Below are 23,857 nucleotides of genomic sequence, written 5' to 3'. Positions count from 1 at the left end.
CGTCTTTTTATTATATTATTTATTTAAAGCAGCGTCCAAATGAGCCAATACTTTTTCTTTTCCAAGAAGTGCAATTGTTTCTGGTAATTCTGGACCATGCATTGAACCTGAAGCTGCAATACGAATTGGCATCCAAAGCATTTTACCTTTTACGCCAGTTTCTTTTTGAGTCGCTTTAAAGAGTGGGAAAATATTTTCCACTGTAAAATCATTTTCAGGAAGCTCAGCCAATTTTGCACGGAAAGTACTCAAAGCTAATGGTGTTGTTTCAGCAGCCAACATTTCACGAGCTTCATCAGTCAATTCTGGGAAATCTCCATAGAAAAGGTCTGTTAATTCAACAATTTCATCTGCTGATTTCATTTGTGGTTGATAAAGTTTAACCAGTTCCTCAGCACGTTCATCAAAGCGATTAGCAGCAACAAGGAATGGTTTTGTCAATTCAAATACTTTAGCAAAATCAGCATTTTTGATGTATTCATTATCCAACCAGTCCAATTTCTTTTGGTCAAAGGCTGCTGGTGATTTAGACAAACGATGTTCATCAAAAAGTTCAATTAATTCTTCACGAGAGAAAATTTCTTTTTCTCCACCAGGATTCCAGCCCAAAAGTGCAATAAAGTTGAAAATGGCATCAGACATGTAACCTTTTTTACGGTAGTCTTCAATAAACTGAAGTGTATTTGTGTCACGTTTTGATAATTTTTTCCCAGTTTCAGAATTAATAATCAAAGTCATGTGACCAAATTGTGGTGCTTCCCAACCCAAAGCATCGTAAACAACTAATTGTTTTGGTGTATTGGCAATATGGTCATCGCCACGGATAACATGTGAGATTTGCATATCATGGTCATCAACAACAACAGCAAAATTGTAAGTTGGGTAACCATCACGTTTTTGGATTACCCAATCTCCACCGATGTTTTTACCTTCAAATTCAATGTCGCCTTTAACAATATCATTCCATTTATAAATTGCTTTTTCATCAACAGAAATACGAACAACCGGTTCAATATTTTGCGCTTTACGCTCCGCGATATAAGCTGCTTTTTCATCATCACTCATGTCAGCATATTCGTTAATATAGTGTGGAGCAATTCCTGCCGCTTCTTGTTTCGCATGGTCAGCTTCAAGTTCTTCTGGCGTTTTATAAGAATAATAAGCTTTTCCTTCAGTCAACAATTGGTCAATATATTTTTGATATAAAGGCAAACGTTCTGATTGACGGTAGTTTTCATGTGTTTCAGGACTTTCATCCCAATCCATTCCCAACCAACGAAGGTTTTCAAGTTGTGAACGCTCACCATCTTCTACGTGACGTTCACGGTCTGTATCTTCAATACGGATGATAAAATCTCCCCCGTGATGACGGGCAAAAAGATAGTTAAAAAGGGCTGTACGAGCATTCCCGATATGCAAAAGTCCTGTTGGTGATGGTGCGTAACGGACGCGGATTTTTTTATTCATATTAATCCAATTCTCCTCATTAATTCGTTCACTTCTTTTCTGTAAGAAATGAATCGTTCTTGGTTTTAAATAGCCTAAACTACTCTAACAATCACCTCTATTTTACCACAAATTAAGAAAGCATGCCGACCTAAAATTCATTTGTAATCTATCATTGACAAATTTAATCTAAGAATTGAAGAAATCGTTCATCCCAAAGATGTTTTTCATAAAAATCAACGATTTCTTTTGCTGACAGCCATTTACTATCAAAAGTTGAACTTGCCCCTCTTTGCATCCAATTTTGATAGCCCAGACCATGAGCAAAAACAAGCGTCGTGTTAACACAAAATTCAGTTTGAGCACCGCAAAATTCAATCAATTTTACTGACAAGTCTGTCAGTAATTTTTGCAGTTCCGTTTGATAGAAACCATTGGCATGCGTTTTTTCAACATACTTGTCAGTAGATGCTGTCAGCAATTCTGGAATCATTTGCCAACCAAAACTTTCTTTTATCAGTTCATCATCATTATGCTGGATAAAAATAATCGGTTTTTTAGCCTTTCGATAAGTAAGAATTCGTTGATTAATTTGCTCAATTAATTCTTCTCTCCGATAAATCCCGGCACATACCTCATTTTGCATATCAATTACAATTAAAGCATCACTTGTTTTCATCTTTTTATTCCTTTCAAAAATTGATTTTCTTAGCATTAGTATAAGACAATCTCTCCAGAAAACAAAGAATTTACAACCAAAATCAAAATAACACCCCAAAGAATGTTATTTTTGTAGTAATCTTTTATAATTTTCTAGTTGAGAGACTCTTCCTCAATAAATGAATAACCAATTGCCTTTGTGGCAACAAAAGTAACTAAAGACGCGATAATTAATGACATCGTGGTATCCGATAAGAAATGTGCACCAATTCGGACCCGAGCAGCCATCATTAAAAGTGTGAAAACAAATCCGCTGTAAGCCAAAATCTTTTGGCCTTTAAGATTTTTTCTGTCAGCAAAAAATGGTAAAAAGAGTGCTGCAGCCGCTGCGATTGTATGACCTGACGGGAATGATTGATGACCTGTTTGACCGTTCAAATGCCACCAATTAGTGAACGTTCCTTTGGTAGAGGAAACAATTTCCTTAACCTCATAAGGGCGAAAACGCCCCCAGTTAACTTTCATCGTATTGACAATTGAGTTGCTGGCATAAACGACAGCAATCCCAGCAATCGCCACAATAATCAATTGACTTAATTCTTCGTAAGTTTTCTTGCTCAGCCATCTATAAATCAAAAATGTCCCGATGACCAGGATAATAAATGTAAAAAGTGCTTCAAGTCCGAAAGAATAAGTCGCTGTGGCTCCAATACTGTTATTTGCTGCACCCAGTGGCTGATGATTTTTGATGTTATTAAGTGTGGTCACACCGTAAAACATCCAACCATCAACCCAGCCCCATGCTGACCAATAAGCAAAGCCAAGTCCAGAAATCGCTAAAATCCATTTTGTCAGTTGATTATCTTGTCTTAGACCATAAATGAAGATAATTTCCGCTGAAATAAAAGGGATAAGCGCTGACGGAAACATTCCAAATATCTGAAAAAGATTACCAAAAATTGAATTTTGATCCATAACCATTTTAGAAATTTGCAAATCCCCCAAAGACGCAATAATTAATAAAAGAGCTGAAATTCCAATTAAAATTCCTAGGAATTTTTTTCCGCTTGTGTTCATAAAACCTCCATTGGTTTGATTACTACCCTTTCATTTTATCCCATTCTCCAAAACTCAATGTAAATTTTTTGTAAATCTTAAGTAAACATTTAGTTAAACTTTATTTTATTAAAGATTTTAGATTTTTAAACCACTTCATATCCTTTAAATGACAAACTATTTATTCTTTTAATTACTAAGGATGATTATTGATTTCCTTTCTGAACAGTCTATGTTAGAATTAATTGTATGAATGAAATTACTTATACTCAAATTATGCCAAATGATATAGATGATGTCATCCGTATTGAAAGAGCTACTTTCTCAGAAAATGAAGCCCTCTCTGTAGAGTCAATGATCGAAAGAATTAACTTAATTCCTGATAGCTTTATCGCAGCAAGAAATAGTGAAGGAACTGTCGTAGGTTACGTTTCTGGTCCTGTTACAGAAGGTCGTTACTTGGATGATGAATCTTTTGAACGTACCGAAGCCAATCCCAAAACAGGTGGTTTCCAAAAAATCATCAGTTTAACCGTTGACCCTGATTATCAAGGCTTAGGAATTGCGACAAACTTACTCCTTTTACTTGAAAAAGAAGCCAAATCGAAAAAACGTTTGGGAATTAGTCTTACTTGCCATGATTATTTAGTTCCCTATTATGAAAAACACGGCTTTACTAACGAAGGACTTTCCGAGTCAAAATTCGGTGGAGAAACTTGGTACAATATGGTCATGGAATTTTAAAAAAACAAAAGTTACTAACAAACCTGTCAGTAACTTTTTTTATTGATAAATTTTCAATTTTACTGACAGACTTATCAATAAAATCTATTTATTACTTTTGAGCAAAATAATCATTCAAAGCTTGACGATATTTATTTCGCCAATCCTCTTTATTATCACTTAATAATTCATCAGCAAAAGTTGCAACATCATCGCCCAGAACCTCTGCTGGGCTTCGCCCATCAACTACTGCCAGTTCAAATAATTCAATAATATCATTAAAAATATGCCAATCTGTTGCCCCCATTTTGAACATATATTTTTGAATTGAACGATAAGCCTGATAAAAATCTTTAGGTAATTTTTTAGCTCGATTTTGCATTTCTTGCCAGTCTTTTTTTTCAGCAAGAAGGTCACTAATTTTATCTAAAACCATTTTTCAGCTCCTTATTAAGTTTATTTTTTTGCTTTTTTCCCCAACTATTATCATCCATCATCTCATCAATAAACGTCGCAACATCTGGACCAATTAAATCAGTCAATTCTTTGTCTTGGATTTTAGCTTCTTCAAGTAAATCAAGAACTTGTCCAAAAATAAATTTGAAATCTGCCCATTTCGTTACCCCAGAGTGCCATATATATTTTTTTAATTCCTTATAATCTTCATAATAATTCTCTCCAAGTTTCTGAGCACGATTTTCAAATTCGTGAAATTCTCTTTTTTCTTCAAGACCAATCATTCTATCAACGATATTTCTATGCTCCGCCATGATTTTCTCCCTTCTGCTCACTCAATAAATTTTGATGACGTAAAAACTCCAATTTTTCTGAAATAAAAGCCCATTTTTTCCAAAAATTTCCTCGCTCAATTTGCCCTGCCTCATTTAAACGATACCATTTTCGAGCGGGGCCAAGTTTTGAAGGCTTTTTTCTAATCTCAACATACCCTTTCTTTTCAAGACGCATCGTAATCGTATATACCGTTCCTTCTACAACGTCTTCAAAACCAAGTTCTCGCAGTTTTTGAGTAATTTCATAACCATAAGTTTCCCCTTGACCAATGATTTCTAAAACACAACCCTCAAGAACTCCTTTCAACATTTCTGTAATTTGATTCATTTTTTCCTCCACTATTTAGTATTACTAACTACATCTATATAGTAATACAATATAGCTAAAATGTCAATATTTCCCACTTTTATTAAAATAAAAAACTGCTAAAAAGCAGTTTTAATAAATTATTTTTCAAAATTAATAACTTTAGTTTGACCTTTAAAATTTTCATAAAGGGCCGATTCAATCCTTAAAGCAATAATTGACATATTCTCCGCATTTTCATGAAGAGATAGGATTAATCCTTCTTTTTTCACAATTTCTTGAGCTTTAGCCTCTTCTAAGATTTCTGCATGAACCCGATTTGAAGTCAAACGCCCTCCTTTTTCCAACTTATCAAACCAAGTCGTAAAACTCACTTGTGAATTTCTTTTTATATCACTAATCTTTGAAGCTTTTTTATCCGCAACCATGTAGAAAATATTTTCCGTTTTTTGAGCTTGAATAAAACTCATAATCGTTGTTGAACTCTTTGAATTTTCATCAGTCACACTTAAAGCAAGGTAGCCTGGAAAGTCTTTTAAAAGATAAGCAAGTTCATTTTCTACAGCATTCGTACCAACAACATTAGCCTTTTTATTAGTTTTAAAAATTGTTAAGAGAACAAGTGGAAAAGTAAGAAAAACATAAGCAATGATAAGTCCTAAAACAAATCTTAACCAATAATTTCCAAAATTCATTTCTAATATCAAAGCAAAAACAGCTAAAGAAATTAAAAAAACTACAAACAATTGAATAAAACGTTTTAAATACATATTAAACTCCTAAATACTCAAAATTCATTTAAGATAAAAACCGATAATTTATCGGTTTTCTTCTTTATTTTTTTACTAAATCAGCAAAAATCATTCGACCAGCACTTGTTTGTAGCACCTTAGCAACTTCAACAGTAACTGTTTTATCAATCAATTTTGCAGTATCTTCGATGACAATCATTGTTCCATCTGGCAAATAAGCCACGCCTTGTTGACGTTCAGAACCAGCACGAATAATTTGTACGTTAATATGTTCGCCCACAACAAGTTGTGTTTTCACAGCATTAGCAAGGTCATTAATGTTAAGAACTTGAACACCCTGAATTTCAGCAACTTTATTAAGATTAAAATCATTCGTCACTAATTTTGAGCCAGTAGAACTTGCATATTTAAGAAGTTTAGTATCAACTTCTCGAACATCTGCAAAATCAACTTGAGAAATTTCAACTTGATCAAATTTAGTCAATTCATTAACCAAATCCAAGCCCCGACGTCCTTTAGCCCTTTTCAGTGGGTCTGAACTATCAGAAATTAATTGTAATTCTAAAATCACAAAATTAGGAACAATAATTTTATCTGAAATGAACCCTGTTTTAATTACATCTAAAATCCGACCATCAATGATTGAACTTGTATCCAATAAAATACTATTATCACTCTTAGATTCACCGACAACTTCCTCAGCAACTTCTGCTGGTTCAGTTGCCATTGCTTCACGGCGCTTACGAAAAAGCACTCTAGCAATTTCGTCTCCTCGTCGATCAAACAAAACATATCCCAAATAAATCATCACCAAAACAAGTATGAATGAAATGATATTACTTAAAATAGGAACATTTAAAAATCTTAATGGAATACTTCCAATAACCCCAACGAGAAGACCAAGAACAATCCCAATAATATTGAAGACCATTTTTGACATATTCATTTTGGAAATTCTAGAATCTATTTTTTTCAACCCATTAAGCATTGAACCGGCAAATATAAATGAAAGAATAATAAAAATAATTGCACCAATCACACCGTCAACAGCTTCGTTCTGCAAAATCCCTGTGTCCCAACCAAATACCTTTAAAATTGATGGTACAACAGCAACACCTAGCGATGCTCCGATGACAGTCATAACAAGATGAATAATCCAACGACGCATATCTTTTCCTCCTTTTAGAAAATGGATAGGCTTACAAGAAAGCCCTGTGTCAATTATACCACACGCTCCTTTAATATTGCTTATCCAAACACAAGAAATCTATTTAATTTCTCATGCTATATTTATTATTTTATAACTTATATCCCTTATTAGCGATCATTTAATTTTTTACGCAAATTGCAAGTCCAAGTTAGCCAGCCAAGCTCATCTCATATGAACTCTTATAGTTGAACATTTTTCTTGGATAATGGTTCATCCAATACTCGATAGCGGCGACTTCTTCAGGGGTCGTCTTTGTTGTGCCTTTTGGCAGATGCCTACGAATCATTCGGTTATGGTTTTCATTCGTCCCTCGCTCAAAGCTCGCGTAGGCGTGTGCATAGTAAACTGGACAGCTTACGACCTCAGAGAGCCTTGCAAATTCATGGCCATTGTCAGGGGTAATGGATTTGAAGTCATAACTTTTTTGAAGTTCCACCAGCTCATCATTGACCGCCTGTGCTGTTTTCCCATCAATCAAGCGAATGATCTCCGTGCGGTATTTTCGCTCTGTGAGCGTCAAAAGCACCTTGTTCTTAGCTCTCGTAAGAATGACCGTGTCAATCTCGTAATGCCCCACTTCTAAGCGATTGTTAATGAACTCAGGCCGTTCTTCAATAGACTTGCCAAAAGGATGCTTTGGCGCACGAGGTTTGATTTTCTTTGCCGCCTTATACTGCGGATAGAAAAGATGATGACGCTTGGCTTCTAACCAGCCCCAGTTGACCCAATTGTAGAGGCTGCTCAGAGAAACTCCTTTTAGAGCCTGATGAATGACTTCCAAAGAGTCCTTGTCTTCTTTAAGACGTGTACTCACATAACAATCAATCTCAGTCGTGAGTTTACTCGGACGAACACTGTGAGCCCTCAATCCTTCATAATTTTCTTGAGCCTTTTTAGCAGAGTATTTTACCTTCCGCTTGAGCTGGATTTCCCCTCGCTTCATCTCTCTGTCAATCGTCCCATGAGCTTTATTCAATAAGCGCGCAATCTCACGGTTGCTCAGTCCTTCTTTATTGTGCCAACGTTCAATGTTTAAACGGTCTTGATTGGTCAGGTGTTTCCCTTTGCTCTGGCTTGTGATAGAATAGTCTTGCATCTGAATTTCCTTTTTATACTATTTGGTCGAACTTCTAGTATAAGAGATTCAGATGTTTTTTGCTTGACTCAAGGTGGCTAACTTCATTTTACAATTTGCGATTTAATTTTTTATTTTAAATAGAGTACATTAGATTATCATTGTGCTATAATGACCTTATCTTTTACAGATTATGAAGGAAAAAATTAAGCTTAAATCCGCAGTCCATTCTAAAGAAAGTTTACTTGTTGCTCTATTACTTGCCATGAATACAGGCTTTGTTGATGCCTTTACCTTTTTTCATTTTGACGGCCGTTTCGCTAGTCTCCAAACTGGGAATTTGATTCAGACTGGAATTAATTTAGCCCATGGAAATTTGGAGAAAGCTTTTCAATTTATTATTCCAATTTTATTTTTTGCACTAGGTGCACTTTTCAAGACCTTATTCACCAAATATAAAACCCAAAATAATCAAAGTGAAATTGAATCTCTTCTCTTCATACAAATGATTGGTATTTTACTCATTTCTCTCGCCTTCGCTACTTTTTTACATTTATCAGCCTCACTTTTTGTTGGAATTCTCTCCTTTTTTATGGTTATTCAAGGTGATACCTTTACTCGAGTCAGAGGACTTCCTTATGCTAATATCATGTCCACAGGTAATATCAAAGCTTTTGGAACAAATCTAGGTCAATATTTAGTTTCTAAAAACACTAAGGACTTAAAAAATTCACTCATCTTCTTATCTCTTGCTTTATCATTTGTTGTGGGAGCCTTTATTTCTTCTCTTTTAAGTTTATGGTTAGGTGATTTTACATTAATCGGCTCTAGTCTATTAATTCTATTAGCTTATTATTCTTATAAGATAAGTCATTCATAAAAAGCAAAGGCTATTTCATTAATGAAATAGCCTTGTTTTTATATTAGCCAAAGACTAGTTTTAAACATTCAGTTAAAGTTGTTACTCCAATCACTTGAATCTGTTCAGGAATATCAATCCCTACAATTGAATTTTTAGGAGCATATACTTTTTTAAAACCTAGTTTTGCAGCTTCATTTAATCTTTGTTCAATTCGGGTCACCCGACGAATTTCACCCGTTAAACCAATTTCACCAATAAAACATTCACGCGCATCTGTTGGAAGTTCTTTATAACTTGAAGCCACAGCAACCGCAACCGCGAGGTCAATGGCTGGCTCATCCAATTTTACTCCCCCCGCAGATTTGAGGTAGGCATCTTGATTTTGCATCAAGAGCCCCGTTCTCTTCTCAAGCACCGCCATAATTAAACTTACACGGTTAAAATCTAGGCCTGAGGTCGTCCTTTTAGCATTTCCAAACATTGTCGGTGTCGTCAGTGCTTGTATTTCAACTAGTATAGGCCGTGTTCCTTCAAGTGCACAAACAATTGCAGATCCAGTTGAGCCCTCTAAACGTTCTTCTAAAAAGACCTCTGAGGGATTAGTCACTTCGACCAAGCCATGACCCTGCATCTCAAAGATTCCAATTTCATTAGTTGAGCCAAAACGGTTTTTTACAGCACGAAGAATTCTAAATGTATTATTTCGTTCTCCTTCAAAATACAGCACCGTATCAACCATGTGCTCCAACATCCTTGGACCAGCCAGCTGTCCTTCTTTAGTCACATGACCAACAATAAAAGTCGCAATATCATTCGTTTTAGCAATTTGCATCAATTCTCCAGTCACTTCACGAACTTGACTTACAGAGCCTTGAGTTGATTGAATTTCTGGTGTCATGATTGTTTGAATGGAATCAATAATTAAGAAGTTAGGTTTTAAACGCTCAACTTCTGCACGAATCGACTGCATATTTGTTTCAGCATAGAGATAAAAGTCACGGTCAATATCTCCTAAACGCTCAGCTCTTAGTTTAATTTGTTGGGCTGATTCTTCACCACTCACATAAAGCACACGCCCTCTAGAAGCCAATTGAGTAGAAACCTGTAAAAGTAAGGTTGATTTACCTATCCCAGGGTCTCCCCCAATCAGAACTAATGAACCAGGAACGACGCCCCCTCCTAATACACGATTAAATTCATCTAGGTCCGTTTCAATCCGAGGAGTATCAAATAATTCGACTTCATCTAGCTTCAATGGTTTTGAACGTTCGCCAGTCATTGAAACACGTTGATTTTTAACTTCTTGGACTTCAACTTCTTCAACAAAAGAAGACCATTCGCCACAGTTTGGACAACGTCCTAAGTATTTTGCAGACTTATAGCCACAATTTTGACAAACAAATGATGATTTTTTCTTCGCCATTTTCCCTCCACTTATTCATACGTAAAATTTATTAAAATGTAACAAAACAGCGGATAATCCGCTGTTTTATTTGATTAAGGATTTTATTCTTTTACCATTTTATCATATTTCAGAGTGTCTGACACGAATCTTAGATAAAAAATAGTTAGTACATCATATCTTTAAATTTCCGTGACTTTACTCTTTTGGACAACATAGCCAAGTCCCTCAACTTTACTAACTAAGTCAGTAGCAGTTACCTGATTGTCATCAAATTCTGCCTTGACTTTTGAAGCGTTGAACAGCACCTTTGCCATTTCTACTCCATTTGTTGTATTCAAAGCTCCTTCAATCTTAGCCATACATGATGGACAGCTCAATTCATCTAATTTCATTACTATTTTTGACATTTATACTTTCCTCCTGCAATTATGCATCAATATTTATAGTCTTAGTATAAGTTTAAAAAGACTATAAAACATTAATTTACATCAAGAAAATATTATTATTTTTGTCCAAAATAGTTTTCATCAGCATTTAATTTCTTCTTAACATTCTGTAGAAATGGTTGGACAAGCCAGTAATATAAGGAAAATGGCTTTCAAAGTAAAAAAAGTCTGCCACTTTTTACCAATATTCAAATTTTGAAAGTACTTTTTGTCTTACGAATATTAATTGTTCCATCAAAGGCAACGAAAATTGCTTTTCTCATTTTTTGTTCACAACTATTCTATGAAAAATTGACATCATCATGTGATTGAAAGTAAGATGAATATCCTCAGCAATTTGCATATCATTAATAGGTGCGTGCATATTATCATCACTCATTTTATTAGGAGCCGTTTTTGTAAAACAAATGTATTTAACCGTGGACATTATTCGCTTTTTAAAGCTTTTAAAGTAAATAAAAAGTCTTATTTATAAAATAAGACTTCTCATATTTAAATATATCTACTGTAAAAAATATGCCATTGAACAGAATCGAACTGTCGACCTTCACCTTACCATGGTGCTGCTCTACCGACTGAGCTACAACGGCTAAAATAAATAAATTGAGTGGCCTGACTAGATTAGAAATTTAATCTAATCAGACAGAGCTAGACTATAAGCAAGGCTGATGCGAAAGAGAGTCAATCACAACTCAACACATGCACCCACAGAAACCCCCGCCAACATCATAACACTCAATTTAGTATTTTATTATTACTTCAAGATTTAATACAATTAAACCAATTCAATGATTGCCATAGGCGCAGCATCACCACGACGTGGTTCTACTTTAAGGATACGAGTGTAACCACCGTTACGTCCTTCGTAGCGTTTAGCAAGGTCGTTGAATAATTTTTGAAGGGCAGTTGGGAAAGTTTCAGTTTCTTCGTTGAAATCTTTAATTGCGATTTCATTACGTACGTAAGCAGCTGCTGCACGACGAGCTGAAAGGTCACCTTTTTTACCAAGCGTAATCATTTTTTCTACTGTACGACGAACTTCTTTAGCGCGAGCTTCAGTTGTAACGATAGTTTCGTTGATGATCAAATCTGTAGTCAAATCACGAAGCATAGCTTTACGTTGTGAAGATGTACGTCCGAGTTTACGATTGCTCATTTGTTTCCTCCTATATTATTATTTTCTTTTTTTAAGGGAAAGTCCCAATTCAGTCAATTTAACTTTGACTTCTTCTACTGATTTGTGACCGAGGTTTTTGACTTTAATCATGTCAGCTTCGCTCATTTCAACAATATCAGCAACAGTGTTAATACCTGCGCGTTTCAAACCATTGTAAGCACGAACTGAGAAGTCCATTTCTTCAATAATTTTATCGAGCACACGTTCTGTTTTAACTTCATCTTTAACAACAAGTGTTTCGGCTTCAGCTGCAACTTCTGAAAGATCAACGAACAAGTTCAAGTGGTCTGTCAAGATTTTAGCTGAGAGTGACAAAGCTTCGTCAGAAACGATAGTACCGTTTGTAGTAATTTCAAGTGTTAATTTATCATAGCTAGAATCTCCACCAACACGGGCAGGTTCTACTTGATAATTTACTTTACTTACTGGTGTGTAAATTGAGTCTACAGCAATTGTGCCAATTGGCGCTCCATCGACTTTATTTTCGTCAGCCGGAACATAGCCGTATCCTTTTTTAACAGTCATTACAGCACGCATTGAGTGACCTTCAGCAATAGAGAACAAGTAATGGTCTTTGTTGACAATTTCAATGTCGCTATCAGTTAAGATATCACCAGCAGTAACATCCATAGGACCAGTTACGTCAAGTTCGATTTGTTTTTCAGACTCTACGTATGATTTGATGGCAATTCCTTTAACCGCAAGAACGATTTGGATGACATCTTCACGTACGCCAGGGATTGTTGCGAATTCGTGTTGAACACCTTCAATTTGAATTGAAGTCACAGCAGCACCAGGAAGTGATGACAAAAGGACGCGACGCAGAGAGTTACCTAAAGTTGTACCATAACCACGTTCAAGTGGTTCAACAACGAATTTACCGTAATTTTCTGATTCGTCAAATTTAGTAATTTTTGGTTTTTCAAACTCAATCATGTATGTTCTCCTCTAAGCGAAAAGTGATTAGTGACAAGAGCAACTAATTATACACGACGACGTTTTGGAGGACGTGCACCATTGTGAGGTACAGGAGTCACATCACTGATAGATGTTACATTAAGACCAGCTGCAGCGAGTGCGCGGATAGCTGATTCGCGACCTGAACCAGGACCTTTAACTGTAACAGATACAGTTTTCAAACCTTGCTCTTGAGCAGCTTTAGCAGCAGCTTCTGAAGCCATTTGAGCGGCGAAAGGTGTAGATTTTTTAGAACCTTTAAATCCAAGTGCACCAGCTGATGACCAAGCAAGGGCGTTACCATGAACGTCTGTGATCATAACGATTGTGTTGTTGAATGTTGATTGGATATGAACAATTCCAGATTCAATATTCTTTTTAACACGACGTTTACGTGTAATTTTTGCCATTTTAACTCCTTTCTATTTAATTATTTTTTCTTACCTGCGATTGATTTAGCAGGACCTTTACGTGTACGAGCGTTGTTCTTAGTGTTTTGTCCACGTGTAGGAAGTCCACGACGGTGACGCATACCACGGTAAGAACCAATTTCCATCAAACGTTTGATGTTAAGTGACACTTCACGACGAAGGTCTCCTTCGAGTTTCAAGCCATCGAGTTCACGACGGATTGCATCTTCTTGATCTGATGTTAAATCTTTTGTACGGATATCTTCTGAGACACCTGCAGCTGCAAGTACTTTTTTAGATGTTTGAAGTCCAACACCGAATACGTATGTTAATGAAATAACAATGCGTTTTTCGTTTGGAATATCAACTCCAGCAAAACGAGCCATATTTTTCTATTTCCTTTCTATCCCTGACGTTGTTTGTGTTTTGGATTGGCAGGGCAAATTACCATTACACGACCGTTACGACGAATAACTTTACAGTATTCGCAGATTGGTTTAACTGATGGTCTTACTTTCATTGTGTCTTCCTTTCTATGGTTACTGTGCATCATGCACTCAATGAATGTCCGGATTACTTAAATCGGTAAGTAATTCGTCCGCGTGTCAAATCGTATGGTGAGAGTTCAACTTGAACCTTGTCTCCAGGCAAGATACGGATATAATTCTTTCGAATTTTTCCTGAAATCGTCGCCAAGACTTGGTGACCATTTTCGAGTTCAACCGTGAACATCGCATTCGGCATGGTGTCAACGACTTTGCCGTCTACTTCAATTACATCATCTTTTGCCAAGCAAAAGTACCTCCTTAGAAATTTCCCGAAAGATATATACTATATATATCTAAAAAGTCGGACTTATGTATTTTAGCATTTTTCAGCAACAAATGCAAGTCTTTCTTTCAGAAAAGCCTTTATTTTTCTAGCTTGAGTACATGTTTAATTTATTACTCGCTTTCAAAGCTGTTCATGGCAATGTTTTCGGGTGTTTCATTTTTATAATTTTACTGACAGAGAGCTTGTCAGTAAAATTTTGTATTCTAATCTTGCTATTTTACTAAAAAAACCTCTGACAGAGGTTTTTATTTTTATTATCCTAAAACTTTTTTAATATCTTCTGTTACTTGGCTAATTTCTTGTTCACCTTCAATGTTTTTAACAAGTCCAAGTTCAGTGTAGTGTTCAATAATTGGAGCTGATTCTTTAATATTGACATCCAAACGATTTTTAACTGTTTCTGGAACATCATCCGCACGTTGATAAAGGTCATGACTACCACAAACGTCACAAACGCCTTCAACTTTAGTTGGATTGAAGATTTTATGATAAGTTGCTCCACAGTTACGGCAGATGTAACGGCCACTTAAACGGTCAACCAAAATATCTGGGTTAACAACGATATTTACAACGGCATCAAGTTTAATTCCGAGTTCTTCAAGCATTGTATCAAGTGCATGAGCTTGGTCAATCGTACGTGGATATCCATCAAGCAAGAAGCCTGAAGCTTTGATATCATCTTGTGCTAAACGTTCTTTAACAATTCCGTTCGTTACTTCATCAGGTACGAGTTCACCTTTATCGATGAAAGATTTAGCAAGTTTACCCATTTCAGTTTCGTTTTTCATTGCGGCACGGAACATGTCACCTGTTGAAATGTGATTTACTCCATAATTTTTAACGATGAACTCAGCTTGAGTTCCTTTACCAGCTCCTGGAAGTCCCATGATTAATAAATTCATTTTGTTTTCTCCTGATTTTAATTTATAAATTACTGACAGAACTGTCAGTAAATTGCAGATGTTCTCTGTGATTTTACCTACACTATTTTAGCGTATTTTTGCTAAAAAATAAAGAAAAACCTTGTCTAATGACAAGATTTTATTTTGTTTCAAGTGGATTATCCATAAATCCTGCATATTTACGTTTGAGTAAATATCCTTCAAGTTGTTTCACTGCTTGTATAGCAACTTGAATCAAGATTAAGAGTGATGTTCCTCCAAGAGCGACAATTTTTGGAAGTCCCCAAACGTTTTGGGCGGCAATTGGAATGATTGAAATCAAACCAAGAAAGAGCGCACCTACCGTTGCAAGACGCATTAAGAGACGTGATACATACTTTTCGGTTCCTTTACCCGGACGAACAGATGGAATGTAAGAGCCTTGTTTTTGAAGGTTTTCAGCCATCTTTTCAGGATTGACCTGAACGAATGAGTAGAAGAATGTAAAGAGCACAATCAATAATGCGTAGAAGAGCATTCCTGTCCAAGTCGTATATGACAAGGCGTCTTGTAAAGTTGACAACCAACCTACATTACTTCCTTGCGAACGTTGCAAGAATTGCAAAATCGTAGCTGGAGCAGTTGTAATTGAACCAGCAAAGATAACTGGGATAACCCCAGCTGGATTGACACGAAGTGGCAAATAAGAACTCGTTGGTGCACCTTGAGTCAATTTAGTATATTGAATAGGTACTTTACGTTCTGCTTGTTGAACAAAAGTTGTTACATAAATAATGATAATTGCTGACAATACTAGACCAATGACAAATAACCAAGACATTGGAATTTCTGAAGGTCGAACGTTTAAGAATTTTTCATCATAAACAGATTTGACCGCCGATGGGATACTAGATACAATCCCAGCAAAGATAATTACTGAAACACCTGAACCAAATCCTTTTTCATTAATTTGTTCACCCATCCAAGTGACAACCATTGAACCAGTGGTCAAAATTGCACCAATCATCAAATAGCTTTGCCAATTTGGATTTTGCACAATATTTAACGAGCTCATGGCTTGGAAACCAGCAGTAATCCCGATAGATTGTGCCATAGCAAGCACTAAGGTAATGTAACGTGTCGCTTGATTCAGTTTACGACGTCCAATTTCCCCTTGTTTTGACCACTCAACAAATTTTGGTAAAATATCCATTTGCAACAATTGAACAATGATTGAAGCAGTAATATAAGGCGAAACCCCCATTGCAAAAAGTGAGTAGTTTTGCATGGCATTACCAGAAACCAAGTTCATCATGTTCAAGAAAGGAAGATTACTTACTTCTGTCAAGTTTTGAACGTTGACGCCAGGTACCGTAATATGAGCACCTAAGCGGAAAACAAAAAGGATGAAAATCGTAAAGAGAATTCTTGCTCGGACGTCCTTGACCTTAAAGGCTTCCTTAAGCGTCTTAAAAAACATAAAATCTCCTTAAAGCGTTTTAATTGTAAATAGACAATAAGCGGTTGAAAATTCAACCGCCAATTGTAGTGTAAAAATTAAGCTTCTTCTACAGAACCACCAGCAGCTTCGATTGCAGCTTTAGCAGCAGCAGATACTTTAGCAACTTTAACTGTAAGTTTTTTAGCTGTCAATTCACCGTTAGCAAGAACTTTAACACCTGATTTAACGTCCTTGATGATTTTAGCAGCTACAAGAGTTTCAGCTGAAACAGTTGCTCCATCTTCAAGACGGTTCAAAGTTTCAAGGTTGACAATAGCATATTCTTTACGGTTAACATTCAAGAAACCACGTTTTGGCATGCGACGGAACAATTCTGTTTGTCCACCTTCAAAACCAGGACGTACTCCACCACCTGAACGAGATTTTTGACCTTTTTGTCCACGTCCAGATGTTTTACCGTTACCTGATGATGTACCACGACCTACGCGATTACGTACTTTACGACTGCCTTCAGCAGCTTTCAATGAATGAAGTTCCATTTTTTTCTCCTTATTTTGTACCTTGCTGTCGCCTATTTTCCATGAAAGGAACGTGAAAAATAAACTCGCCGATACGTTAATATATTTATTTGCCTGATATCAGACTTCTATTATTTTACTATTTTTCGATTGGAATTACAAGCCATTTCGTCGTTTGCAAATATATTTTATTATTCTAAAAAATAGCAAATAATCTTTTTTAAAGTACTCTAGATTTCTGTCAGTAAAAAAACAATCCTGTCAGTAAAGACAGAATTGTATTTTTTAATATTAATTATGCTTCTTCAACTTTTACCAAGTGAGAAATAGAGTTTACCATACCAAGAATAGCAGGTGAACCTTCTTTTACTACTGAGCTGTTGAGTTTACCAAGACCGAGTGCTTTAACAGTTTTGCGTTGAGCAGGGATACGGCCGATTGGTGAGTTTACCAATGTAATTTTAATTTGAGCCATTTTTTCCTCCTTAGGCGAAATCTGATACAGATTTACCGCGTAATGCAGCAACTTCTTCAGCACGTTTCAATTGATTCAATCCATCAACAGTTGCACGAACAACGTTGATTGGTGTGTTTGAACCAAGTGATTTTGATGTTACGTCAGCAACACCAGCGAGTTCGAGGACGGCACGAACGGCACCACCTGCGGCAACTCCAGCACCTTCTACAGCTGGTTTAAGGAGGATTTTACCACCACCGAAGACACCAAGTGCTTCGTGAGGAAGTGTAGTACCTACCATAGGAACTGTAATAAGGTTTTTCTTAGCTGCTTCGATTGCTTTACGGATAGCTTCAGGAACTTCTTGAGCTTTACCAGTACCGAAACCTACGCGACCGTTACGGTCACCAACAACAACAAGTGCTGCAAAGCGAAGACGACGTCCACCTTTAACAACTTTAGTAACGCGGTTAATTGAAACTACGCGTTCTTCAAATTCGCTTTGTTCGCGATCATTTCTTCTGTTTTCTGCCATGTTTAATTACCCCTTTCCTTAGAATTTCAATCCAGCTTCACGAGCTGCTGTAGCGAGTGCTGCAACACGTCCGTGATAGAGGTAACCACCGCGGTCGAAGACAACTTCTTCAACGCCTTTAGCTTTTGCAGCTTCAGCAACGAGTTTACCAACTTCTGCGGCTTGTTCAGTTTTAGTACCAGTCAATTTAAGTGATGAAGCTGATGCAAGTGTTGTACCAGTTACGTCATCAATGACTTGTGCATAAATGTTTGTGTTTGAACGGAAAACGTTCAAACGTGGAGTTTCAGATGTTCCTGAAATTTTACCGCGTACACGTGTGTGACGTTTTTGGCGGAGTTTGTTTTTATCTGGTTTAGAAATCACAATTCTACCTCTATATTATTTTAAATTTCGATAGTTTTTGCCATCGATTTTCTTGCTGACAGTATTACTAGAATGCTGTCAGCAAGCGGGGAGTTTTTGTCTGTCTAACAAAGTTAGCATTGACAAAATACTGGCAATTTGACAAGTCAAACCACCAATTACGGATAACATTTTTTGCTAAATAAATGTTCAAGTGAACATTATTTTGACAAAAATTATTTACCAGTTTTACCTTCTTTACGACGAACGTATTCACCAACGTAACGGATCCCTTTACCTTTATAAGGTTCTGGAGAACGACGGCTACGGATGTAAGCTGCTGTTTGACCAACGGCTTCTTTGCTGATACCTTCAACAACGATAGAAGTTGGAGTTGCAACAACAAATTTGATGTTTTCTGGTGCTTCAACTTCGTCTTGATGAGATTTACCAACTGACAATACAAGTTTAGTTCCTTGTAATTGTGCACGGTACCCAACCCCGATCATTTCAAGTGCTTTAGAGAAACCAGTTGAAACACCTTCTACCATGTTAGCAAGAAGGGCACGAGTAGTTCCGTGGAGCATTTTCATTTCTTTAGTGTCGTTTGGACGTTTTACAGTGATTTCGTTTTCAGCGATATCAAGTGTGATGTTTTCGTTGAATGAACGAACGAGTTCACCTTTAGGTCCTTTGACAGTGACAGTTGCACCGTTTACTTCTACAGATACGCCTGCAGGGATAACGATGACTTTGTTACCAATACGTGACATTTTTTTCTCCTGTTAAATTATCAGATTTAATTCAATCTGTTTTCACGGGTTTTAAATCAAAATTTGATTTAAAAGAACTTTTATTTTACTGACAGGCATAAAAATATTTCTGTCAGTAATTTTGACTTACGAAAAATTCGCTCGTCAGTTTAATATCATCAAAAGTCGATATTAAACATTTAGATCAACTCCATCAATGAAGTCTCTCCGAACTAATTACCAGATGTAGGCAATTACTTCACCACCAACATTTGTTTCACGAGCAACTTTATCAGTTACTACACCAGTAGATGTTGAGATAATTGCTGTACCAAGTCCGTTAAGAACTTTAGGAACATCATCAGATTTCACGTAAACACGAAGACCTGGTTTTGAAATACGTTTCAAGTTAGTGATAACTTTTTCACCGTTTTTACCGTATTTAAGGAAAACGCGGATTACGCCTTGTTTGTTATCTTCAACGTATTCAACGTCTTTCACGTAACCTTCAGCTTTGAGGATTTCAGCGATTTGACGTTTGATTTTTGATGCAGGTGCTTCAACAACATCGAATTTACGCATGTTACCATTACGAATACGAGTCAAGAAATCTGCGATTGGGTCAGTCATTACCATAGTGTAATTTCTCCTTATTTGTAGTTTGGGCTTGTTCAAATCCCACTTTCAAATTAATGAGGTCTTTTTCATAAAAAGACCGAACTTAATTAGTATAGCAGAAGTTCCGCACCATGTCAACACTTTTCTTTACAATGTTTTCGGGTGTGTCATGGTTTTTCTATAAAAAAATACTGACAGAATTTCTGTCAGCAACTTTCATCCTGGCTTACGAATTCGGACTTGTTGTATCATTACTTATCTTGTAAAAAAATGACGTTGGGTTAGTATCAAATATTTCCATACCCTCATCATTTGAAGTTATTGCAAATCTATCTTTTGTCCTATCTGTTTTATCCGTTTGTGAAGAGTTTGCAAAAGTTGGCGAGCTGTTAGCCGCAGCAAACATGAACCCCATGTATTTCCCAAGATTCACAGCACCGGCCATAATAATCCCATTCTTTGATTGTGGTCCAGATATAACTCTTTGATATTCTGAACTAAAAATGATGGTACCATTTTTCAGAACAGCTTTACCACCTCCGTCAGTAGTTTGCCATGTTCCGTTTAAAGAAGAATAGTCACCTGCAAGAATTTGTGAACTATTAGCAGCCTCATACTGACTAGTTGAACTTGGACTTATGTCCGAACTTGAACTTGAACTCGTACTTATACTTGAAGATTGTGAACTACTGCTTGGGAGACTTTCCTTATTTTTTATACTTTGTGACGAACTAGTATGCTCAGCTTTTTCACTTTCTTTACTTCCGCTACCGCAAGCTGTTAAAGTCGCTAAAGCTCCTAAAAAAATTACAGAAACTGTTGCATACCTTTTAATTTTAACAAATATCTTTTCCATAAATTTCTCCTATTCTTTAGCTATTATAGCAAATTATTACATTTATTTCACTATTTTCGAAAGCGCTTCCATATCATAGGATTCTAAGATACAAAAAAAATTACTGACAGAAATTCTGTCAGTAATTTTTATTCGTTACACGATAATTAACAAATTACCATGAAGCTTTTTTAACGCCTGGCAATTGACCTTTGTAAGCCAATTCGCGAAGACAGATACGGCAAAGTTTAAATTTGCGGTAAACTGAATGTGGACGTCCGCAACGTTCGCAACGAGTATAAGCTTGTGTTGAGAATTTTGCAGGGCGTTGGTTTTTAACAACCATAGATTTCTTAGCCATTTATGTATTCTCCCTATCTTATTTAGCGAACGGCATGCCGAGTTTAGCAAGCAATTCACGTGATTCTTCGTCAGTGTTAGCAGTTGTTACGATAACAATATCCATACCACGAACTTTATCAACATCATCATAGTTGATTTCTGGGAAAATCAATTGTTCTTTCACACCAAGTGTGTAGTTACCGCGACCGTCAAACGCTTTGTTTGAAACACCGTGGAAGTCACGTACACGTGGGAGTGAAACAGTAACCAATTTGTCCAAGAATTCGAACATACGTTCGCCACGAAGAGTTACTTTCGCACCGATTGGCATACCTTCACGAAGACGGAAAGCAGCAACTGATTTTTTAGCTTTAGTAATCAATGGTTTTTGACCAGAGATCAAAGCCAATTCAGCAACAGCTTTATCAAGGTTTTTAGAGTTGTTTACAGCATCTCCAACACCCATGTTGATAACGATTTTATCAACTTTTGGTACAGCCATGATTGAAGTGTAGTTGAATTGTTCAGTCAACGCTGGTACTACTTCGTTAGTATATTTTTCTTTCAAACGATTAGTCATATTATTTCTCCTTTCCGCCTTAGTCTAAAATTTCGCCAGATTTTTTGTTGAAACGAACTTTTTTATCGTCAACAACTTTGTAACCTACACGACCAGCAACACCATTTTTGTCGAGCACTTGTACGTTAGAAACGTGGATAGGAGCTTCGATTTCAAGAATAGCACCACTTGGGTTTTCTGAGTTTGGTTTTTGGTGTTTCTTCATGATAGCAACACCTTCAACGACAACTTTATTTACTTTTGGCAAAGCTTTGATTACTTTACCAGTAGTACCGCGGTCTTTACCTGCGATAACTTTAACTGTATCACCAGTTTTTACAAACATGTTTAATTCCTTTCTTACGCCCGATGGGCACCCTAATATTTTGTTACTAGGGGACTATTCTGTTAATAATAACAGTAAAATATGATTCTGTCAAAAAAATTTTTCCGACAAAACCATATCTCTATAATGCTTGATTAGAGTACTTCTGGAGCAAGTGAAACGATCTTCATGTAGCCACCTTCGCGGAGTTCGCGGGCAACTGGGCCAAAGATACGTGTTCCGCGAGGAGTTTTATCGTCACGGATGAGCACTGCTGCATTTTCATCAAATTTGATGTATGAACCGTCAGGACGTTTCGCACCAGATTTAGTACGAACGATGACTGCTTTCACAACTTCACCTTTTTTAACTGCTCCACCAGGGGCAGCTGATTTAACTGTAGCTACAACGATATCACCGATACCAGCGAACTTACGTGATGAACCACCGAGAACACGGATAGTCAAAAGTTCTTTAGCACCTGAGTTATCTGCAACTTTCAAACGAGATTCTGTTTGAATCATGCTATATTCCTCCTAGTTTTGCTTAGATAATAACTGCTTCTTCAACGATTTCTACAAGACGGAAATGTTTGTCTTTAGACAAAGGACGAGTTTCCATGATACGAACGATGTCGCCAGTTTTTGCAGAGTTGTTTTCGTCGTGAGCTTTATATTTTTTAGAATAGTTAATGCGTTTACCATAGACAGGGTGGTTACGCTTAGTTTCTACGACAACTGTGATAGTTTTATCCATTTTGTCTGAAACCACGCGGCCTTGATAAACTTTACGTTGTTTGCGTTCCATTTATAGTTTCTCCTGACCTATTATTTGTTCAATTCAGCTTGCACAGTTTTTATACGTGCAATAGTTTTCTTGACTTCATCAAGCTTAGCTGTGTTTTCGAGACGACCAGCAGCAGCTTGGAAACGAAGATCAAACAATTCTTTCTTCAATTCAGCTTCACGAGTTGTCAATTCTTCAACTGACAAAGCGCGCAAATCTTTAAGAAGTGATTTAGTTTCGCTCAATTTCATTACGCTTCACCTCGTTTCACAAATTTAGTTTTAACAGGAAGTTTGTGTGAAGCAAGACGCAATGCTTCGCGTGCAGTTGCTTCATCAACGCCGCCCAATTCAAACATGACAACGCCACGTTTAACTGGAGCAACCCAACCTTCAGGAGCACCTTTCCCTGAACCCATACGCACACCAATAGCTTTGGCTGTGTATGATTTGTGAGGGAAAATTTTAATCCAAACTTGACCGTTACGTTTCATGTAACGAGTCATAGCAATACGAGCTGCTTCGATTTGGCGGTTAGTAATCCAGTGAGATGTAGTCGCTTGAAGACCATATTCACCGAAAGAAATAGTATCGCCACCTTTAGCATAACCACGCATTTTACCGCGGAATTCACGACGGTGTTTTACACGTTTTGGTACTAACATGGATTATTTTTCTCCTTTCACAGATTTTTTAGTAGGGAGAACTTCACCACGGTAGATCCAAACTTTAACGCCGAGTTTACCATAAGTTGTGTCTGCTTCTTCCCAAGCGTAGTCGATGTCCGCACGGAGTGTGTGGAGTGGAACTGTACCTTCTGAATATCCTTCAGCACGGGCAATATCAGCACCATTCAAACGACCAGAAACTTGAGTTTTGATCCCTTTTGCACCAGCGCGCATTGCACGTTGGATTGCTTGTTTTTGAGCACGACGGAAAGCAATACGTGCTTCAAGTTGTTTAGCAATTCCTTCACCAACAAGATGAGCGTCCAAATCAGGTTTTTTGATTTCAACGATGTTGATGTGAACTTGTTTACCAGTAAGTTTGTTGAGTTCTGCACGGAGTGCATCAACGTTAGCTCCTGATTTACCGATAACCATACCTGGTTTAGCAGTGTGCAAAGTTACGATAACTTTGTTAATTGCACGTTCAGTTTCAATCAATGATACTGAAGCATCAGCAAGTTTAGTTTGGATAAGTTGACGAATTGCCAAGTCTTCGTGAAGGTAATCCGCATATTCTTTTTCAGCATACCATTTGGCATCCCAATCGCGAATAACGCCAACACGCATTCCTATTGGATGTACTTTTTGACCCACGTTTTTACCT

At 36.8% G+C, this 23,857-nt stretch carries 36 protein-coding genes and 1 tRNA gene; 2 read left to right on the top strand and 35 right to left on the bottom strand.

Going from position 1 to position 23,857, the window contains the following annotated elements:
• Positions 1-15 precede the first annotated feature (15 nt).
• The 3 genes from gltX to MHB61_RS10725 form a co-directional block, all read right to left on the bottom strand.
• Positions 16-1,467 (bottom strand): glutamate--tRNA ligase, encoded by a 1,452-nt coding sequence (gltX, locus tag MHB61_RS10735; protein ID WP_004254433.1) that lies wholly within the window; start codon positions 1,465-1,467, stop codon positions 16-18.
• A gap of 163 nt (positions 1,468-1,630) precedes the next feature.
• A complete protein-coding gene (locus tag MHB61_RS10730) occupies positions 1,631-2,161 on the bottom strand; it encodes a cysteine hydrolase family protein (RefSeq protein ID WP_003129899.1) in 531 nt (176 codons plus the stop codon).
• Between the two features lie 98 nt (positions 2,162-2,259).
• The gene (locus tag MHB61_RS10725; protein WP_003129898.1) at positions 2,260-3,183 is read right to left on the bottom strand and encodes a phosphatase PAP2 family protein; all 924 of its coding nucleotides are present in this window, start codon (positions 3,181-3,183) and stop codon (positions 2,260-2,262) included.
• Positions 3,184-3,411: 228 nt separating this feature from the next.
• On the opposite strand from MHB61_RS10725, the gene MHB61_RS10720 reads away from it, so the two are divergent.
• On the top strand, positions 3,412-3,906 hold the full coding sequence (locus MHB61_RS10720; RefSeq protein WP_003129897.1) for a GNAT family N-acetyltransferase: 495 nt from the start codon (positions 3,412-3,414) through the stop codon (positions 3,904-3,906).
• Between the two features lie 91 nt (positions 3,907-3,997).
• On the opposite strand, the gene MHB61_RS10715 is transcribed toward MHB61_RS10720, so the two are convergent.
• The 6 genes from MHB61_RS10715 to MHB61_RS10690 all read right to left on the bottom strand — a co-directional run bounded on the left by MHB61_RS10715 (position 3,998) and on the right by MHB61_RS10690 (position 8,041).
• The gene (locus MHB61_RS10715; RefSeq protein ID WP_003129893.1) at positions 3,998-4,321 is read right to left on the bottom strand and encodes a DUF1048 domain-containing protein; all 324 of its coding nucleotides are present in this window, start codon (positions 4,319-4,321) and stop codon (positions 3,998-4,000) included.
• Complete coding sequence (locus tag MHB61_RS10710; protein ID WP_010906292.1) at positions 4,308-4,655, bottom strand: DUF1048 domain-containing protein; 348 nt, start codon at positions 4,653-4,655, stop codon at positions 4,308-4,310. The genes MHB61_RS10715 and MHB61_RS10710 overlap by 14 nt, the downstream gene beginning before the upstream one ends.
• Positions 4,642-5,004 carry a PadR family transcriptional regulator gene (locus tag MHB61_RS10705; RefSeq protein ID WP_003129889.1) on the bottom strand — a complete coding sequence of 121 codons (363 nt, stop codon included), beginning with the start codon at positions 5,002-5,004 and terminating at the stop codon, positions 4,642-4,644. Before MHB61_RS10705 ends, MHB61_RS10710 begins: the two co-directional genes overlap by 14 nt.
• Before the next feature lie 119 nt (positions 5,005-5,123).
• Positions 5,124-5,753 carry a pyridoxamine 5'-phosphate oxidase family protein gene (locus MHB61_RS10700; protein ID WP_137016317.1) on the bottom strand — a complete coding sequence of 210 codons (630 nt, stop codon included), beginning with the start codon at positions 5,751-5,753 and terminating at the stop codon, positions 5,124-5,126.
• A 64-nt stretch (positions 5,754-5,817) separates the two neighbouring features.
• Positions 5,818-6,903: a PIN/TRAM domain-containing protein gene (locus MHB61_RS10695; protein WP_003129885.1), complete on the bottom strand. Its 1,086-nt coding sequence runs from the start codon at positions 6,901-6,903 to the stop codon at positions 5,818-5,820.
• 190 nt (positions 6,904-7,093) lie between these two features.
• Entirely contained in the window at positions 7,094-8,041 is a 948-nt protein-coding gene (locus MHB61_RS10690; RefSeq protein WP_003130410.1) for an IS30 family transposase, read from the bottom strand.
• Positions 8,042-8,213: 172 nt separating this feature from the next.
• On the opposite strand from MHB61_RS10690, the gene MHB61_RS10685 reads away from it, so the two are divergent.
• Positions 8,214-8,900: a YoaK family protein gene (locus tag MHB61_RS10685; protein ID WP_003130565.1), complete on the top strand. Its 687-nt coding sequence runs from the start codon at positions 8,214-8,216 to the stop codon at positions 8,898-8,900.
• A gap of 43 nt (positions 8,901-8,943) precedes the next feature.
• On the opposite strand, the gene radA is transcribed toward MHB61_RS10685, so the two are convergent.
• The 26 genes from radA to rpsC form a co-directional block, all read right to left on the bottom strand.
• A complete protein-coding gene (gene radA, locus MHB61_RS10680) occupies positions 8,944-10,305 on the bottom strand; it encodes a DNA repair protein RadA (RefSeq protein ID WP_003130563.1) in 1,362 nt (453 codons plus the stop codon).
• 161 nt (positions 10,306-10,466) lie between these two features.
• Positions 10,467-10,694: a heavy-metal-associated domain-containing protein gene (locus tag MHB61_RS10675; protein WP_010906294.1), complete on the bottom strand. Its 228-nt coding sequence runs from the start codon at positions 10,692-10,694 to the stop codon at positions 10,467-10,469.
• Between the two features lie 556 nt (positions 10,695-11,250).
• Positions 11,251-11,323 (bottom strand) — tRNA-Thr (locus MHB61_RS10670).
• A gap of 185 nt (positions 11,324-11,508) precedes the next feature.
• Positions 11,509-11,889 carry a 50S ribosomal protein L17 gene (gene rplQ / locus MHB61_RS10665; protein WP_003130558.1) on the bottom strand — a complete coding sequence of 127 codons (381 nt, stop codon included), beginning with the start codon at positions 11,887-11,889 and terminating at the stop codon, positions 11,509-11,511.
• A gap of 18 nt (positions 11,890-11,907) precedes the next feature.
• Positions 11,908-12,846 carry a DNA-directed RNA polymerase subunit alpha gene (locus MHB61_RS10660; RefSeq protein WP_003130557.1) on the bottom strand — a complete coding sequence of 313 codons (939 nt, stop codon included), beginning with the start codon at positions 12,844-12,846 and terminating at the stop codon, positions 11,908-11,910.
• Positions 12,847-12,893: 47 nt separating this feature from the next.
• Positions 12,894-13,277: a 30S ribosomal protein S11 gene (rpsK, locus tag MHB61_RS10655; RefSeq protein ID WP_010906297.1), complete on the bottom strand. Its 384-nt coding sequence runs from the start codon at positions 13,275-13,277 to the stop codon at positions 12,894-12,896.
• Between the two features lie 20 nt (positions 13,278-13,297).
• On the bottom strand, positions 13,298-13,663 hold the full coding sequence (rpsM, locus tag MHB61_RS10650) for a 30S ribosomal protein S13 (RefSeq protein ID WP_003130555.1): 366 nt from the start codon (positions 13,661-13,663) through the stop codon (positions 13,298-13,300).
• A 17-nt stretch (positions 13,664-13,680) separates the two neighbouring features.
• Positions 13,681-13,797, bottom strand: coding sequence for a 50S ribosomal protein L36 (gene rpmJ, locus MHB61_RS10645; protein ID WP_001808836.1), 117 nt, complete (start codon positions 13,795-13,797; stop codon positions 13,681-13,683).
• A 53-nt stretch (positions 13,798-13,850) separates the two neighbouring features.
• Positions 13,851-14,069, bottom strand: coding sequence for a translation initiation factor IF-1 (infA, locus tag MHB61_RS10640; protein ID WP_003130554.1), 219 nt, complete (start codon positions 14,067-14,069; stop codon positions 13,851-13,853).
• A 296-nt stretch (positions 14,070-14,365) separates the two neighbouring features.
• Entirely contained in the window at positions 14,366-15,013 is a 648-nt protein-coding gene (locus MHB61_RS10635) for an adenylate kinase (RefSeq protein WP_010906298.1), read from the bottom strand.
• A 139-nt stretch (positions 15,014-15,152) separates the two neighbouring features.
• Positions 15,153-16,472 (bottom strand): preprotein translocase subunit SecY, encoded by a 1,320-nt coding sequence (gene secY, locus MHB61_RS10630; protein ID WP_003129919.1) that lies wholly within the window; start codon positions 16,470-16,472, stop codon positions 15,153-15,155.
• A gap of 77 nt (positions 16,473-16,549) precedes the next feature.
• Positions 16,550-16,993: a 50S ribosomal protein L15 gene (gene rplO / locus MHB61_RS10625; protein WP_003129920.1), complete on the bottom strand. Its 444-nt coding sequence runs from the start codon at positions 16,991-16,993 to the stop codon at positions 16,550-16,552.
• A 274-nt stretch (positions 16,994-17,267) separates the two neighbouring features.
• The gene (gene rpmD, locus MHB61_RS10620) at positions 17,268-17,447 is read right to left on the bottom strand and encodes a 50S ribosomal protein L30 (RefSeq protein ID WP_003129921.1); all 180 of its coding nucleotides are present in this window, start codon (positions 17,445-17,447) and stop codon (positions 17,268-17,270) included.
• Positions 17,448-17,457: 10 nt separating this feature from the next.
• Positions 17,458-17,964, bottom strand: a complete 507-nt coding sequence (rpsE, locus tag MHB61_RS10615; protein ID WP_003129922.1) for a 30S ribosomal protein S5 — start codon at positions 17,962-17,964, stop codon at positions 17,458-17,460.
• Between the two features lie 18 nt (positions 17,965-17,982).
• Positions 17,983-18,330 (bottom strand): 50S ribosomal protein L18, encoded by a 348-nt coding sequence (gene rplR / locus MHB61_RS10610; RefSeq protein WP_003129924.1) that lies wholly within the window; start codon positions 18,328-18,330, stop codon positions 17,983-17,985.
• Positions 18,331-18,545: 215 nt separating this feature from the next.
• Positions 18,546-19,082: a 50S ribosomal protein L6 gene (gene rplF / locus MHB61_RS10605; protein ID WP_003129925.1), complete on the bottom strand. Its 537-nt coding sequence runs from the start codon at positions 19,080-19,082 to the stop codon at positions 18,546-18,548.
• A gap of 216 nt (positions 19,083-19,298) precedes the next feature.
• Entirely contained in the window at positions 19,299-19,697 is a 399-nt protein-coding gene (gene rpsH, locus MHB61_RS10600; RefSeq protein ID WP_003129932.1) for a 30S ribosomal protein S8, read from the bottom strand.
• A 208-nt stretch (positions 19,698-19,905) separates the two neighbouring features.
• Complete coding sequence (locus tag MHB61_RS10595) at positions 19,906-20,535, bottom strand: DUF6287 domain-containing protein (protein WP_058203716.1); 630 nt, start codon at positions 20,533-20,535, stop codon at positions 19,906-19,908.
• Between the two features lie 154 nt (positions 20,536-20,689).
• A complete protein-coding gene (locus MHB61_RS10590; RefSeq protein ID WP_003129946.1) occupies positions 20,690-20,875 on the bottom strand; it encodes a type Z 30S ribosomal protein S14 in 186 nt (61 codons plus the stop codon).
• 18 nt (positions 20,876-20,893) lie between these two features.
• Positions 20,894-21,436, bottom strand: coding sequence for a 50S ribosomal protein L5 (gene rplE, locus MHB61_RS10585; RefSeq protein WP_003129948.1), 543 nt, complete (start codon positions 21,434-21,436; stop codon positions 20,894-20,896).
• Positions 21,437-21,455: 19 nt separating this feature from the next.
• Positions 21,456-21,761: a 50S ribosomal protein L24 gene (gene rplX, locus MHB61_RS10580; RefSeq protein WP_003129951.1), complete on the bottom strand. Its 306-nt coding sequence runs from the start codon at positions 21,759-21,761 to the stop codon at positions 21,456-21,458.
• Positions 21,762-21,895: 134 nt separating this feature from the next.
• Positions 21,896-22,264: a 50S ribosomal protein L14 gene (gene rplN / locus MHB61_RS10575; RefSeq protein ID WP_003129953.1), complete on the bottom strand. Its 369-nt coding sequence runs from the start codon at positions 22,262-22,264 to the stop codon at positions 21,896-21,898.
• A 22-nt stretch (positions 22,265-22,286) separates the two neighbouring features.
• Positions 22,287-22,547, bottom strand: coding sequence for a 30S ribosomal protein S17 (gene rpsQ / locus MHB61_RS10570; RefSeq protein WP_003129955.1), 261 nt, complete (start codon positions 22,545-22,547; stop codon positions 22,287-22,289).
• Positions 22,548-22,567: 20 nt separating this feature from the next.
• Complete coding sequence (gene rpmC, locus MHB61_RS10565) at positions 22,568-22,777, bottom strand: 50S ribosomal protein L29 (RefSeq protein ID WP_137016634.1); 210 nt, start codon at positions 22,775-22,777, stop codon at positions 22,568-22,570.
• Entirely contained in the window at positions 22,777-23,190 is a 414-nt protein-coding gene (gene rplP / locus MHB61_RS10560; RefSeq protein ID WP_003129958.1) for a 50S ribosomal protein L16, read from the bottom strand. Before rplP ends, rpmC begins: the two co-directional genes overlap by 1 nt.
• Positions 23,191-23,193: 3 nt before the next feature.
• Positions 23,194-23,847, bottom strand: coding sequence for a 30S ribosomal protein S3 (rpsC, locus tag MHB61_RS10555; RefSeq protein ID WP_003129960.1), 654 nt, complete (start codon positions 23,845-23,847; stop codon positions 23,194-23,196).
• Positions 23,848-23,857 lie beyond the last annotated feature (10 nt).

The sequence above is a fragment of the Lactococcus sp. FSL K6-0773 genome (assembly GCF_038006485.1).
GTDB lineage: Bacteria > Bacillota > Bacilli > Lactobacillales > Streptococcaceae > Lactococcus > Lactococcus lactis.
This window is presented reverse-complemented; position numbering and strand designations above follow the sequence as displayed.